The organism is Streptomyces sp. CA-106110 (genome assembly GCF_050936285.1).
Lineage (GTDB): Bacteria > Actinomycetota > Actinomycetes > Streptomycetales > Streptomycetaceae > Streptomyces.
Map to the genome: position 1 here is coordinate 3,879,809 of NZ_JBNJNB010000001.1, position 14,246 is coordinate 3,894,054.

Below are 14,246 nucleotides of genomic sequence, written 5' to 3' on the forward strand. Positions count from 1 at the left end.
CGCCGCTCCACGGGCCGGGCTCAGCCGAACACGGCCAGGCTCTTCGCCTTCCCCTTGAGCTCCTCGACCAGCGCGACGAACCGGCCCTCGGGGGCGAACACGGCGACGGGACCGGCGCCCGCGTACTCGTCCGGCATCTCCAGGCGCACCCCGTTCGTGAGCAGCCGGGCCCGCTTGTCGTCCACGTCCCAGCGCGGGAACGCGGCCGCCGCGGCCTCGGCGATCGGCATCACGGTCAGCTCCTCCTGGAGCTGGTCCAGGGTGCGGGCGGCGTCCAGCTTGTAGGGCCCGACACGGGTGCGCCGCAGTGCGGTGAGATGGCCGCCGACGCCGAGGTCCGCGCCCAGATCCCGGGCCAGGGCCCGGATGTAGGTGCCCGAAGAGCAGACGACGGAGACGATCAGGTCCAGCGCCGGGGTGCCGTCCTCGGCGACCGCGTCCCGGACGTCGTAGACGGTGAAGGCGGAAACGGTGACGGGCCGGGCCGGGATGTCGAAGTCCTCGCCCTCGCGGGCCCGCTTGTAGGACCGCACGCCGTTGATCTTGATGGCGCTGACCTTGGACGGCACCTGCAGGATGTCACCGGTCAGCTTGGCGATCCCGGCGTCGATGGCGTCGCGGGTGACCCCGGAGGCGTCGGTGGAGGAGGTGATCTCCCCCTCGGCGTCGTCCGTGACGGTGTTCTGCCCGAGCCGGATGGTCCCGAGGTACTCCTTCTCGGTCAGCGCGAGGTGTCCGAGGAGCTTGGTGGCCTTCTCCACGCCGAGGACGAGCACGCCGGTCGCCATGGGGTCCAGCGTCCCCGCGTGGCCGACGCGCCGCGTCTTCGCGATCCCGCGCATCTTGGCCACGACGTCGTGGGAAGTGAAGCCCGACGGCTTGTCGACGATGACGAGGCCGTCGGGCGTGGTGTGCTGCTGGGTCATTCGGTGGCGTCGTCCGTCTCGTCCTCGGAGCCGGGCTTCTTGTAAGGATCGGCCTCACCGGCGTACGCGGCGCCGGTGGCCGCCTCGCGCACCTTCGCGTCGGAGGCGCGCGCCTTGTCCAGCAGGTCTTCGATGTTCCTGGCGGTGTCCGGGAGGGCATCGGCGACGAAGGCGAGGGTCGGCGTGAACTTCACACCGGCGGCCCGACCGACCTCGGAGCGCAGGATGCCCTTGGCGCTCTCCAGTCCGGCGGCCGCTGCGTTCCGCTCCTCCTCGTCCCCGTACACCGTGTAGAAGACGGTCGCCTCCCGCAGATCACCCGTCACCCGGGTGTCCGTGATGGTGACGTGCGAGCCGAGCCGCGGGTCCTTGATCCCGCGCTGCAGCTTCTGGGCCACCACCTCTCGGATGAGGTCCGCCAGCCTCTTCGCCCGCGCGTTGTCGGCCACTGGTCCGTCTCCCGTTCTTTCCTGATCTGTCTTCTCTGGTCAGTCGTCGTCGCCGTGGAGGCGCCGTCTGACGGACAGCAGCTCCACTTCGGGGCGTCCGGCGACCAGCCGCTCGCACCGGTCCAGTACGTCGTTCAGATGCCCCGCATCGCCGGAGATCATGGCAAGGCCGATGCCCGCCCGCCGGTAGAGCTCCATGTGATCCACCTCGGCCGCGCTCACCGCGAACTTCCGCTGGAGCTCGGCGACGATCGGGCGGACGACGGAGCGCTTCTCCTTCAGCGACCGCACGTCGCCGAGGAGCAGGTCGAAGGACAGAGTCCCCACGTACATGTGTGTGTCCGGATGACCCGCCGGTGCGGGATCGATGGCCCCGCCGTCCGTATGGGCAGGGACACGAAAACCGTACAACGAACACCGGATCGGCTCGACGGGGTTTTCCACCGGTCACAGCCGTTCCGGCCGGGCCGCTCGGCCCGGCCCGCCCTTCATGCAGGACAGGCCGCCCGGGGCGCGGCGAAGCGCCGGGGGCCGCAGCCTCCGGCACACGGCACCGGCCGACGGGAACACGTCCCGTCGGCCGGTACTGGCCGGTGGCTGTTACACCCGCGGCTTCTCGCGCATCTCGTACGTCGCGATGACGTCGTCGATCTTGATGTCGTTGAAGTTTCCGAGGTTGATACCACCCTCGAAGCCTTCGCGGATCTCGGTGACGTCGTCCTTGAAGCGACGCAGGCCCTCGATGTTGAGGTTCTCCGCGACGACCTTGCCGTCGCGGATGAGGCGCGCCTTGGTGTTGCGCTTGACCTCGCCCGACCGGATGAGCACACCCGCGATGTTGCCCAGCTTGGACGACTTGAAGACCTCGCGGATCTCCGCCGTACCGAGCTCGACCTCCTCGAACTCCGGCTTCAGCATGCCCTTCAGGGCCGCCTCGATCTCCTCGATCGCCTGGTAGATGACCGAGTAGTACCGGACGTCCACACCCTCGCGCTCGGCCATCTGCGCCGCGCGGCCTGCCGCGCGGACGTTGAAGCCGATCACGATGGCGTCGGAGCCCATCGCCAGGTCGATGTCGGACTCCGTGACCGCACCGACACCCCGGTGCAGGACGCGGATGTCGACCTCTTCGCCGACGTCCAGCTGGAGCAGCGAGGACTCGAGAGCCTCGACCGAACCGGAAGCGTCACCCTTGATGATCAGGTTCAGCTGCTGGACCTCGCCGGCCTTGAGCACCTTGTCCAGGTCCTCGAGCGACACACGACGCGTGCGCTTGGCGAACGCCGCGTTCCGCTCGCGGGCGGCACGCTTCTCCGCGATCTGGCGGGCCGTACGGTCCTCCTCGACCACGATGAAGTTGTCGCCGGCACCCGGGACGTTGGTCAGACCCAGGACCTGCACCGGCGTCGACGGGCCGGCCTCGGCCACGTTGTTGCCGTTGTCGTCGAGCATCGCCCGGACGCGGCCGTACGCGTCGCCGACCACCATCGTGTCGCCGACCCGCAGCGTGCCTCGCTGGACGAGGACCGTCGCCACGGCACCGCGGCCGCGGTCGAGACGGGACTCGATCGAGATGCCCTGCGCGTCCTGGTTCGGGTTGGCCCGCAGGTCCAGCGCCGCGTCGGCGGTCAGGACGACCGCCTCCAGGAGGCTGTCGATGTGCAGACCCTGCTTGGCGGAGATGTCGACGAACATCGTCTCGCCGCCGTACTCCTCGGCCACCAGGCCGTACTCGGTCAGCTGACCGCGCACCTTGGTCGGGTCGGCACCCTCGACGTCGATCTTGTTGACCGCGACCACGATCGGCACGTCGGCCGCCTTGGCGTGGTTCAGGGCCTCGACCGTCTGCGGCATGACACCGTCGTTGGCCGCGACCACGAGGATCGCGATGTCGGTCGACTTCGCACCACGGGCACGCATGGCGGTGAACGCCTCGTGACCCGGGGTGTCGATGAAGGTGATCGCCCGGTCCTCGCCGTTGACCTCGGTCGCGACCTGGTAGGCACCGATGTGCTGGGTGATGCCACCGGCCTCGCCCGCGATGACGTTCGTCTTGCGGATGGCGTCGAGCAAGCGGGTCTTACCGTGGTCGACGTGACCCATGACGGTGACGACCGGCGGACGGACCACCAGATCCTCCTCGTCGCCCTCGTCCTCGCCGAACTCCAGGTCGAAGGACTCGAGCAGCTCGCGGTCCTCCTCCTCGGGGCTGACGATCTGAACCGTGTAGTTCATCTCGCCGGCGAGGAGCTGCAGCGTCTCGTCGGAGACGGACTGCGTGGCCGTGACCATCTCGCCCAGGTTCATCATGACCGCGACGAGGGACGCCGGGTTGGCGTTGATCTTCTCCGCGAAGTCGGTGAGCGACGCACCGCGCGACAGGCGAATGCTCTCGCCGTTGCCGCGAGGCAGCATCACACCGCCGACCGACGGGGCCTGCATGGCCTCGTACTCCTGACGGCGCTGCCGCTTCGACTTGCGGCCACGACGCGCCGGACCGCCGGGACGGCCGAAGGCACCCTGCGTGCCACCACGGCCGCCCGGACCACCGGGACGTCCACCGAAGCCGGGACGACCGGCACCGCCACCGCCGAAGCCGCCGCCGCCACCACCGGGACCGCCGCCACCGGGACGACCGGCGAAACCGCCGCCGCCACCACCGGGACGACCGGCACCGCCGCCGGGACGGGCGAAGCCGCCACCGCCACCGGGACGACCGCCACCGCCGCCGGGACGACCGGCACCGGCCGGGCCGCGGCCGCCGCCGGGACCGGGACGCGGTCCGGCAGCCGGACGCTGCGGCATCATGCCCGGGTTCGGACGCGGGCCGGCGGGGCCGCCGCCGTGACCGCCGCCAGGACGGGGACCGCCCTGCGGGCGAGGCATACCGCCCGGGGTCGGACGGGGACCGCCGGGAGCCTGCGGACGCGGACCGCCGCCCGCACCCTGCGGCCGGGGACCGCCCTGGCCCGCACCCTGCGGACGCGGGGCGCCAGGGGCACCCGGGGCACCCGGGCCACCGGGACGGGGGCCACCGCCCGGCCGGGGCGCCTGCGGGCGCGCCATGCCGGTGGAGCCACCGGAGGTGAAGGGGTTGTTGCCCGGACGGGGACCCGCCTGACGGCCACCCGGACGGGCACCGGGAGCACCCGGACGCGGGCCACCGGGGCGAGCACCCTGGGCGCCGCCCTGACCCTGACCCTGACCGGGCGCCGCCGGACGGCCACCAGGCTTCGGGGCACCGGGACCCGGACGGCCCGCCGGACGCGAGGCCGGGGCGGCCGGAGCCGCCGGAGGGGCCGTGAACTCGGGTGCACTGGGGGCAGGAGCCGCCGGAGCGGGCCGAGGCGCGGGCTTCGGGCCCGGCGTCGGACGCGGACCCGGCGCCGCCGGGGCCGAAGCCGCCGGGGCCGGAGCCGTGGGGGCCGGAGCCGCGGGCCGCTCTGCAGCCGGCGGCTTGGGCGCCGCCGGGCGCGGGGCAGCCGGACGTGCGGCCTGCGCCGGGGACGGCGCGGCCGGCTTCGCCGATGCGGCCTTGCGCGAGGCGGCGGGCTTTCCGCCACCGCCGTTGCCCTGCTGCAGGGCGTCAGTCAGCTTGCGTACTACAGGCGCCTCAATCGTGGAGGACGCCGAACGGACGAATTCACCGAGTTCCTGGAGCTTGGCCATGACGACCTTGCTCTCCACACCGAACTCCTTGGCGAGTTCGTAGACCCGGACCTTAGCCACTTCGCTCCTTTGAGGTCCGGGTTGCGGCCGGACCGTCGCTAGTTCATGGGCGTACTCATCGCGTACTCATCGAGTGCTCATCGCAATCTCGACCTGCTTTCGACTCGCGAGGTACCAGGGCCGCACGGGGTTCCGTACGGCACTTCCAACGGTATTGCCTGCTCAGCAAGGTGCTGCTCAGTAACCTTCCGCCTGCTCGACGTACTGGCGCAACGCCTTTGTGTCGAGCGGTCCCGGGACGCGGAGCGCCCGTGGGAACGCCCGGCGGCGGACCGCCAGGTCGAAACAGGCCACGGCGGGGTGTACGTACGCACCCCGGCCGGGCAGCGTACCGCGAGGATCGGGGACACATTCGCCCCCGGTCACCACGGTGCGCAGCAGTTGGATCTTGGCCGCTCGCTCCCGGCACCCCACACAGGTGCGCTCAGGGCATGCACGGGCATGCGTCCGGCCAGACACGCTTAAGTCTACCTCCCCGCACCGACCTCACCCCTTTGGGGCAAGAATCGAACAGTTGCTGCGCACGGAACTGTCGTGATCTCAGCGCAACCCGGCCGGGAGATATTCCCGGCCGAGGTCAGCCGCCTCAGTCGCGCCTCTCGGCGGGCTGCTCGGTGTCGGGCCGGATGTCGATCCGCCAGCCGGTCAGCCGGGCCGCCAGACGCGCGTTCTGCCCCTCTTTGCCGATCGCCAGCGACAGCTGGTAGTCGGGGACCGTCACCCGCGCCGAGCGGGCCGCGAGGTCCACGACCTCGACCTTGGAGACACGGGCCGGGGAGAGCGCGTTCGCCACCATCTCGGCCGGGTCGTCCGACCAGTCGACGATGTCGATCTTCTCGCCGTTGAGCTCCCCCATCACATTGCGCACACGGCCGCCCATGGGGCCGATGCACGCGCCCTTGGCGTTCAGACCCGAACGGGTGGACCGCACGGCGATCTTCGTACGGTGACCGGCCTCGCGGGCGATCGCGGCGATCTCGACGGAGCCGTCGGCGATCTCCGGCACCTCCAGCGCGAACAGTTTTTTCACCAGATTGGGGTGGGTCCGGGAAAGCGTCACTGACGGACCGCGCACGCCCTTGGCCACCCGGACGACGTACGACCGGATCCGCTTGCCGTGCTCGTACGTCTCGCCCGGCGCCTGCTCCTGCACTGGCAGGATGGCCTCCAGCTTGCCGATGTCCACGAGCACGTTCTTCGGGTCGCGGCCCTGCTGGACCACACCGGTGACGATGTCGCCCTCGCGCCCCGCGTACTCGCCGAGCGTCGCGTCGTCCTCGGCGTCGCGCAGGCGCTGCAGGATGACCTGCTTGGCGGTGGTGGCGGCGATACGGCCGAAGCCCGACGGGGTGTCGTCGAACTCGCGGGGCTCCTGCCCCTCCTCGAGGTCCTCGAGGTCCTCCTTCGCCCACACGGTCACATGGCCGGTCTCCCGGTTGAGCTCCACGCGCGCGTGACGGCGGCTTCCCTCCGTGCGGTGGTAGGCGATGAGGAGGGCCGACTCGATCGCCTCGACCAGCAGGTCGAAGGAGATCTCCTTCTCCCGCACCAAGCCCCGCAGGGCACTCATGTCGATGTCCACAGCTACGCCTCCTCTTCTTCTTTCATGTCGCTGTCGTCCTTGCGGCTGAACTCGACCTGGACGCGCGCCTTGACGATGTCCGGGAAGCCGAGTCTGCGCGTGGTGGCCTTGCGGCCCTTGACACCGGGCACCTCGAGGTCGACGCCCTCGTCGTCGACCTGCAGGATTCTGGCGACCAGCTCGCCGCCCTCGGCCAGCTGGAACTTCACCAGCCGGCCCGCGGCCCGCTCGTAGTGCCGGTGTTCCGTGAGGAGGCGCTCCGCGCCCGGGGTTCCGACCTCGAGGGTGTACTCGCCCTCGCCCATCGCGTCCGCCTCGTCGAGCTTCGCCGAGAGCACACGGCTCACATCGGCGATCCGGTCCAGATCGGCACCGGTGTCGGAGTCGACGACGACACGCAGCACCCGCTTGCGCCCGACCGAGTCCACCGCGATCTCCTCGAGATCGAGTCCCTGGGAGTTGACGAGCGGCTCCAGCAGTTCTCGCAGCCTCTCGCTCTGGGTGGTGCTCATCCGGGTGACTCCTCGGCCGCGTGTGCTGTTATGGGTTGGTCGCGTGTCAGGTCAAAGGGTATCCGGTCGCGGGGAGTGTTGCCGTCCACCTGGGCCATGGGCAAGGGCCCCGGGCGTGAACGGCCGAGCCGATGGCGAGAGCCGGGGCGGCACCCGGGTACCGTGATCACGGGCGAGTCGCCCATCCGTTCGTCAACTCGCCTCTCGAGGACGTCTGCCGTGCCGTTCCCCCCGCACCCGCGCATCCCCCTGCGCAGACGAAGCCTGCTCGTCTCGGCCGCGGGCGCCACGCTGCTCGCGGGCTGCTCCAGCGCCCCCGACTCGACCGTCACCGGGGGCGGCACCATCTCGGTCGCCGACAAGGTACGGGCACGTGCGGCCCGTGACAGCGAGACGCTGGCCGACCGGTACACCGCGGTGATCGCTGCCCATCCGGCGCTTGCGGCGCGGCTGCAGCCGCTGCGCACGGCCGTCGTCCAGCATGCGCAGGCGTTCGGCGGCGGTTCGGGCGCCTCGGCCTCCCCCTCGGTGCCGGTGTCGCCCTCCCCCTCGATGTCCCCTCCGGTCTCCGCGTCGGCCTCACCCACCGCCTCTCCCGTACCCGCGGATCCCAAGACCGCCCTCGCAGGCCTGGCCGCGGCCGAGCGCACGCTGGCCGACCAGCGGGCCAAGGCACTGCTGGAGGTACCGGGTGAGCTGGCACGGCTGATGGCGTCCGTGGCGGCGGCCGGCGCAGCGCACGCATATCTGCTGACGGAGGCCCCGAAGTGAGTACGGCAAGCAGCACACCGGGCACGCACACCGGCACGCCGGACTCCGCGGACGGCGAACTCACAGCACTGCAGGCAGCCCTGCGCGCCGAACACGCGGCGGTCTACGGCTACGGCGTCGTCGGCGGGCTGATCGAGCGGACCCGGCGGCAGGAGGCGCAGTCCGCCTACGACGCCCACCGGGCGCGACGGGACGAACTGACCCGGGCCGTGCGGGACCTGGGCGGCACACCGGACGCCGCCGCGGCCGGCTACGCGCTGCCCTTCCGGGTCCCGGACTCCGCCGCCGCCGTACGGCTCGCCGCCGAGTTGGAGGCGAGGCTGGCGGGGGTGTACTCCGATCTCGTCCGGGCCTCGACGGGCACCAGGCGGGGCTTCGCCGCCGGGGCGCTGCGGGAGGCGGCGGTGCGGGCGGTGCGCTGGAGCGGCGAGAGCGTAGCCTTCCCAGGTCTCGCCGAGCGGGCGGCTACCGCCCCCACCGCGTCGGCGACGTCACGGACTTGAGGCGTACGCGCACACCACGCGCGTGCGAAGCGGACCTGGAAGGGAAGTACTCGCGCATGGCTTTCGAACCGCCGCAGCGCCTCGTACGGGCGCTCGGCGAGGCAATGCCGGACGGCGGCGCCGAGTGGCTGGACAAGCTCTCCGGGCTGGCCCGGCAGGCCGTGGATCTACGCGAGTTGACCGTCGAGCGGGTGCAGGCACCGGGCGGCCGCAGCAGTCTGGTCCTGCTGGTGCGGCAGGCCGACGGCACGCCCGCCGTACTGAAGCTGGCGCCGCCGCGGGCCCGGCCCGAGAGCGAGTGCGCCGCGCTCGCGCACTGGGGCGGGCTCGGCGCAGTGCGGCTGCTGGACGCGGACCCGGCGCAGGGCGTCCTGCTGCTCGAGCGGCTGCATCCGGAGATGTCCGTACGGTCGCTGCCGGAGGCCAAGGCCCTGCTGGAGGCCGCGGGGACGCTGCGCCGGCTGTGGGTGGAGCCGCCCGTCGGTCACTCCTTCGAGACGGTGGCCGCCCGGACCGGGCGGCAGGCCGAGGCGATGCGGGTGGGAGCGGAGACGGACCCCGAGGTGGCGCCCCTGGTGGACGCGGCACTGGTGGCCCGGGAGAACCTGCTCGCCACCCCGCCCGGCGAGCGGCTGCTGCACGGCACCTTCCGGCAGAGCAAGGTGCTCGCCGGAGAGCGGATGCCGTGGCTCGCCGTGGGCCCGGACCCGGTGGTGGGCGAGTGCGCCTTCGACCTGGCGCGGCTGGTGCGCGACCGGGTGGAGGACCTGATCGCGGCACCCTCCGGCGCGTCGATCACGCGCCGCCGGGTGAAACGGCTCGCGGAGTCGCTGGACCTCGACCAGGAGCGGCTGCGCGGCTGGACGCTGTTCCGGGCGGTCGAGTCCGGGGTGCGGGCCCGCCGGGTCGGCCGGGACCAGGACGCGGAACTGCTGCTGGAGTTCGCGAGCTGGCTGTGACCAGCCCGTCGCACATCACCCGGACGTGTGAGCCCAGGACCGAGGGGTCCACAGCCGCCGGCCGTCGTGGCCGGCGACAGGACCCCACGACAGAGCCGCAGCACGGCAGCGGGCGGTGCGATGGCCTGTCGTACGGCGCCGCACACCCTGAGCCGGGAGCTGCGCAGCGGCCCTCGGCACCGGAACAGCCGACAGGCGACGGCGGGACCACGGCGAAGCCGTAGCCCGGCAGCGCGCAGTGCCGTACGACGCCCCACACCCTGAGCCGGGAGCTGCGCAGCGGCCCTCGGCAGCGGCAGCACTCGGCCGTCGGCCCCGGAACAACTGACGGTCGCCGACCGGACCACAGCGGAGCCACAGCCCGCAGCGCGCGGTGCGATAGCCAGTCTCCCAGGGGCCCTTGAGGGCCCCGTCCCGGAGGGCGGAAAATCGGGGCTGGTGTCCGTCCGGCTGACGTCGTAATTGCTTGGTACGGGTGTTCAGTCCGTTAGCCAGTCGGACGCGGGGGCCAATGCAGGTATCCGGGATTGTTGCCGTGAGCACTTGCGACGTGAGGTCGCTTGAGTTGAGTGGTTCGTCACCGAGGAGGTTCGACTGATGTCGAAGGTGTAGGGCCCAGGCCCGTGTGCAGGGTCTGTCCCCGCCTCAGCGTGCGTCGCGGGTAACTGCGGGGTGCGAAGCCTGAGGTCGAGGCCCAAGGACCTCCGTTCCATCCGGGGGTTACAGGCTGGGGAAGAGCGGACGGGTGAATGCAAATGAATCCTCGATGATGCCTCGTCAAGCAAACTCCCGTCGATGGGTAGTACCAGCGGGTGATAGGGACTGGCCGCAGGAAAGCGGCAGGCGCCGAGTGGACAGTGCTCGCCACTCGGGAGCACACCGCCGTCCCCGGGGTTCAGAGGACACCCAACCCGGTCACATCTCACTCATGCGGAACACGACAACCCCGATAAGGTCCCGACGACAAGTCCGTCGGGTAAGCCGACCGCAAGGAAGGCCCAATTCCTCAGCGGGAGCAGGAGGATCCAACAAGCGAAGGCCGACAGCCGAAAGGAAACAGGAACCCGGGAGCCGGAAACCGACAACTCCGTCGGCGGACCCGCATAACTGGTCGGATAGGGGTCTATGCCTCGACTCGAAAGGGTGCTGACGTGGATCTGGTGAGCCTGTGAGACACGACTGTTTATGACACCGGAACCGAAGGGCAAGTTAGACGCCATGGCAACGAGGGCGAACGGGGCGGCTCAGATCGCAACGAGCGCTGTTGTGATGGCGAACGGACCGGAGGACGAGATCACCGACTGGTCGTCGGTCAAATGGCGACAGGTCGAGGACGACGTACGGCGTCTGCGGCAGCGCATCTTCACGGCATCGCAGGCAGGGGACCTGGCCAGGGTCAGGAATCTTCAGAAGTTGATGCTCCGCTCCCGCGCCAACACGCTGGCGAGCGTGCGGCGGGTCACGGAGATCAACGCCGGTCGCGCGACGGCCGGCATCGACGGGAAGACCGCACTGCTGCCCCAGTCCAAGGCCGAACTGACCGACTGGATACAGCATCACGCAAAACCGTGGAAACCCAAGCCGGTCAAGCGCGTGTATATACCGAAGGGCAACGGAGACCGGCGCCCGCTAGGAATTCCCGTGATTGCCGACAGGTGCCTTCAGGCCCTGGCTCTCGGAGCACTGGAACCCGAGTGGGAGGCACGATACGGGCCGAGATCCTATGGTTTTCGGCCCGGTCGTGGCTGTCATGACGCAATCGTGGCCATCCACACAACGGCAAGCGGCAGGAACGCCAAACGCCTGTGGGTGCTCGATGCCGACTTGAAAGCGGCTTTCGACCGAATCGACCACAGCTATCTACTGGCCTCTCTGGGCACATTTCCCGGCAGGGGAATGATAGCCGGATGGCTGAGGGCTGGCGTGGTCGAGAAAGGTTGGTTCACCCCGACCGAGGAGGGGACTCCGCAAGGCGGGGTGATCAGTCCCGCGCTATTGAATATTGCCCTTCATGGCATGGAAGAGGCTGCCGGAGTACGGTACCAACGTCTCGGCAGCAGTGCCGCGACCACGGCGCCGGGCTCCCCGGTTCTGGTCGTCTACGCCGACGACCTGCTCGCGCTGTGCCACTCCCGTGAGCAGGCCGAACAGGTCAAGGCGCGGCTGGCCGCGTGGCTGGTGCCCAGGGGCCTGGCCTTCAACGAGGACAAGACGCGTGTCGTCCACCTCGACGAGGGCTGTGACTTCCTAGGGTTCAACATCCGCCGGTATCGCGGCAAGTTGCTGACCAAGCCGAGTCAGGCAGCCCTGCGGCGGATCCGGGAACGGCTCACCGCAGAGGTGCTGGCCCTGCGAGGGACCAATGCCGAAGCGGTGGTGGCCAAGCTCAACCCGATCATCAAGGGGTGGGCCGCCTACTACCGGATCGGTGTCTCCAAACGGGCGTTCGCCTCGCTGGACCACCACGTGTGGAGACTGACCTACAAGTGGGCCAGGTACTCCCACCCGAACAAGTCGAACCGCTGGGTCACAGCCCGGTACTTCGGCGAGTTCAACAAGTCCAGGCAGGACCGGTGGGTCTTCGGGGACCGCGCCAGCGGTCGCTACCTCGCCAAATTCGCCTGGACACCCATCGTCCGGCACCGGATGGTGCCAGGAACGGCGTCGGTCGACGACCCGGCCCTGGCCGACTTCTGGGCCAACCGGCGTCGCCGCAGCCAACCCCCACTGGCCAGCGCCGTCCTACGACTGATCCAAGCGCAGGACAGCCGCTGCCCGCTATGTGGGGCGCTGCTGCTGCACGCCGACCATGAACCACAGCGCCCGGACGCATGGGAGCAGTGGCTCAAGGCTGTCCGCCACGCGATCCGCAAACACGCGTTCATCGCCGACGCGGCAGTCGGCACGCCGGACGAACCCGCCGCTCCACGCCTTGTGCACGCGCACTGCCACCGCCGCCAGACTCTCGGCGCCGATGGCAGGCCAGCACTTCTGTCCGCCAACGAGCCTTCAAGGCTTGCTTGAGCCGGATGCGGTTGGCGCCGCACGTCCGGTTCTTAGGGGGCGGGAACGCAGTGATGCGTTCCCGCTACCCGGCGCAAGAGAGCGTCTTACCCGGTCTGCGACCCTGTCGGGCGGGTGCCGCTGTGAATCGGACATGCACCACGAGAGGCAAGGGGGCGGGCATGGACCTGCTTCACGAACGATGCGCTGGCGGTGACTTAGGCAAACGGGACTGCGCGGTGTGCATCCGGGTGCCTGGGAAGGGCTCGAGGCGCCATCAGGAGACGAAGAGATTCCCGACGACGACCGCCGGGCTGCTGCAGCTGCGGGACTACCTGCTGGACAAGCGGATCACCGTGTTCGGGATGGAGGCCACGGGCTCGTACTGGAAGGCGTTGTACTACCTGCTGGAGGCCACCGACGGGATCGAGCCATGGCTGCTGAACGCCCAGCACATCAAGAACGTCCCGGGCCGCAAGACCGATGTGACCGACGCGCAGTGGATCTGCCGGCTGGTCGAGAACGGGCTGGTGCGGCCCTCGTTCGTCCCGCCCAGGGAAATCCGACAGCTGCGGGACCTGACTCGGTATCGCACCGAGACCGTCCAGGAACGCTCCCGGGAGATCAACCGGCTGGGCAACCTGCTGGAGGACGCCGGGATCAAGCTCACCGCGGTGGTCTCCGACATCGCAGGCGTCTCAGCCCTGCGCATGCTTGAGGCGATGGTGGCAGGCGAACGTGATCCCGAGGCCCTGGCCGACCTGGCCGTCGGCCAGCTGCGTAAGAAGCACAGCGAACTGGTCCAGGTCCTGACCGGGAACTTCAACGAACACCACGGCTTCATGGTCCAGATCTTGATCCGGGCCATCCGCGACGCCAGCGCCCGCATTGCGCTGTTGGAGGAGGAGATCGCCCGGCAGATCGCCCCGTTTCGCCGCCAGGTCGAACTGCTCATCACGATCCCCGGGATCAGCACTCTGGCCGCTTACAGCATCATCGCCGAGATCGGGGTGGACATGAGCCGCTTCCCCGGCGCGGGACACCTGGCCGCCTGGTCCGGCCTGGCCCCGGGCAACCGCGAGTCCGCCGGGAAACGCAAGTACGCCCCCACCCGCCACGGCGACGTCTGGCTCAAGGGCACCCTGGGCATGGCCGCCCTGTGTAACTCCAGACTGAAGGGCACCTACCTGTGCGCCCAGTTCCACCACATCCGTGCCCGGCGCGGTGACAAACGCGCCATCGTCGCCGTCGCCCACAGCATGATCGTCTCCATTTACCACATGCTCAGCACCGACACCCCCTACCAGGACCTCGGTCCCGACCACTTCAGCAACCGCGTCAGCCACGAAACCCGCCGCCGACGGCTCCTCACCCAGCTCGACGCCCTCGGCTACGAGGTCACTCTCACTCCACGCACAGAAGCCGCCTGAGGGGCATTTTCAAGAGAGCCGCACGGCACCCCCACACCCCGAGCCGGGAGCGACGCAGCGGCACTCAGCACCGGCAGCACTCGGCCGTCGGCCCCGGAACAGCCGACGGTCGCCGACAGGAACGGCGGCGGAGTCGTAGCCCGCAGCGCGTAGTGCCGTACGACGCCCCACCCCGAGCCGGGAGCGACGCAGCGGCACTCAGCACCGGCCCGTGGACAACCGACGGCCGCCGATCCGACCATGGCAGCGAAGCCGGAGCCCGACAGCGCGCAGTGCGATGGCCAGCCGAACGACACCCGCACACCCGGGTCGGGAGCTTCGCAGCGGCAGGACTCGGTATCGGCCCCGGAACGGCCGATGGCCGCCGGTCGGTGACCGGCGG

12 protein-coding genes are annotated in these 14,246 nt (G+C 70.2%); 5 read left to right on the top strand and 7 right to left on the bottom strand.

Annotation, left to right across the window (positions count from 1 at the left end):
• Positions 1-20: 20 nt before the first annotated feature.
• From truB to rimP, 7 genes are all read right to left on the bottom strand, one after another.
• Positions 21-926 carry a tRNA pseudouridine(55) synthase TruB gene (gene truB, locus ACQEXA_RS17815; RefSeq protein ID WP_432933316.1) on the bottom strand — a complete coding sequence of 302 codons (906 nt, stop codon included), beginning with the start codon at positions 924-926 and terminating at the stop codon, positions 21-23.
• A complete protein-coding gene (rbfA, locus tag ACQEXA_RS17820; RefSeq protein ID WP_432933314.1) occupies positions 923-1,375 on the bottom strand; it encodes a 30S ribosome-binding factor RbfA in 453 nt (150 codons plus the stop codon). The genes truB and rbfA overlap by 4 nt, the downstream gene beginning before the upstream one ends.
• Positions 1,376-1,414: 39 nt before the next feature.
• Complete coding sequence (locus ACQEXA_RS17825; RefSeq protein ID WP_432933312.1) at positions 1,415-1,708, bottom strand: DUF503 domain-containing protein; 294 nt, start codon at positions 1,706-1,708, stop codon at positions 1,415-1,417.
• Positions 1,709-1,975: 267 nt separating this feature from the next.
• Positions 1,976-5,104 (bottom strand): translation initiation factor IF-2, encoded by a 3,129-nt coding sequence (gene infB, locus ACQEXA_RS17830; RefSeq protein WP_433130542.1) that lies wholly within the window; start codon positions 5,102-5,104, stop codon positions 1,976-1,978.
• Positions 5,105-5,281: 177 nt separating this feature from the next.
• On the bottom strand, positions 5,282-5,563 hold the full coding sequence (locus tag ACQEXA_RS17835) for a YlxR family protein (RefSeq protein WP_432933308.1): 282 nt from the start codon (positions 5,561-5,563) through the stop codon (positions 5,282-5,284).
• Between the two features lie 127 nt (positions 5,564-5,690).
• Complete coding sequence (gene nusA, locus ACQEXA_RS17840) at positions 5,691-6,686, bottom strand: transcription termination factor NusA (RefSeq protein ID WP_359405661.1); 996 nt, start codon at positions 6,684-6,686, stop codon at positions 5,691-5,693.
• A 2-nt stretch (positions 6,687-6,688) separates the two neighbouring features.
• Entirely contained in the window at positions 6,689-7,198 is a 510-nt protein-coding gene (gene rimP / locus ACQEXA_RS17845) for a ribosome maturation factor RimP (protein WP_359405658.1), read from the bottom strand.
• Between the two features lie 219 nt (positions 7,199-7,417).
• On the opposite strand from rimP, the gene ACQEXA_RS17850 reads away from it, so the two are divergent.
• The 5 genes from ACQEXA_RS17850 (at position 7,418) to ACQEXA_RS17870 (ending at position 13,864) form a co-directional block, all read left to right on the top strand.
• On the top strand, positions 7,418-7,969 hold the full coding sequence (locus ACQEXA_RS17850) for a hypothetical protein (protein ID WP_432933306.1): 552 nt from the start codon (positions 7,418-7,420) through the stop codon (positions 7,967-7,969).
• Positions 7,966-8,472 (top strand): ferritin-like domain-containing protein, encoded by a 507-nt coding sequence (locus tag ACQEXA_RS17855; RefSeq protein ID WP_432933304.1) that lies wholly within the window; start codon positions 7,966-7,968, stop codon positions 8,470-8,472. The genes ACQEXA_RS17850 and ACQEXA_RS17855 overlap by 4 nt, the downstream gene beginning before the upstream one ends.
• A 56-nt stretch (positions 8,473-8,528) precedes the next feature.
• A complete protein-coding gene (locus ACQEXA_RS17860; protein WP_432933302.1) occupies positions 8,529-9,431 on the top strand; it encodes an aminoglycoside phosphotransferase family protein in 903 nt (300 codons plus the stop codon).
• A 1,218-nt stretch (positions 9,432-10,649) separates the two neighbouring features.
• Positions 10,650-12,455, top strand: a complete 1,806-nt coding sequence (gene ltrA / locus ACQEXA_RS17865; protein WP_433134578.1) for a group II intron reverse transcriptase/maturase — start codon at positions 10,650-10,652, stop codon at positions 12,453-12,455.
• Positions 12,456-12,616: 161 nt separating this feature from the next.
• The gene (locus ACQEXA_RS17870) at positions 12,617-13,864 is read left to right on the top strand and encodes an IS110 family transposase (RefSeq protein ID WP_433130544.1); all 1,248 of its coding nucleotides are present in this window, start codon (positions 12,617-12,619) and stop codon (positions 13,862-13,864) included.
• The last annotated feature ends 382 nt before the right edge of the window (positions 13,865-14,246 follow it).

Excerpts from the sequence above, each read along its gene's own strand:
- truB (WP_432933316.1), bottom strand. The coding sequence starts at position 926 with ATGACCCAGCAGCACACCACGCCCGACGGCCTCGTCATCGTCGACAAG.
- ACQEXA_RS17825 (WP_432933312.1), bottom strand. The coding sequence starts at position 1,708 with ATGTACGTGGGGACTCTGTCCTTCGACCTGCTCCTCGGCGACGTGCGG.
- rimP (WP_359405658.1), bottom strand. The coding sequence starts at position 7,198 with ATGAGCACCACCCAGAGCGAGAGGCTGCGAGAACTGCTGGAGCCGCTC.
- ACQEXA_RS17860 (WP_432933302.1), top strand. The coding sequence starts at position 8,529 with ATGGCTTTCGAACCGCCGCAGCGCCTCGTACGGGCGCTCGGCGAGGCA.
- ltrA (WP_433134578.1), top strand. The coding sequence starts at position 10,650 with ATGGCAACGAGGGCGAACGGGGCGGCTCAGATCGCAACGAGCGCTGTT.
- ACQEXA_RS17870 (WP_433130544.1), top strand. The coding sequence starts at position 12,617 with ATGGACCTGCTTCACGAACGATGCGCTGGCGGTGACTTAGGCAAACGG.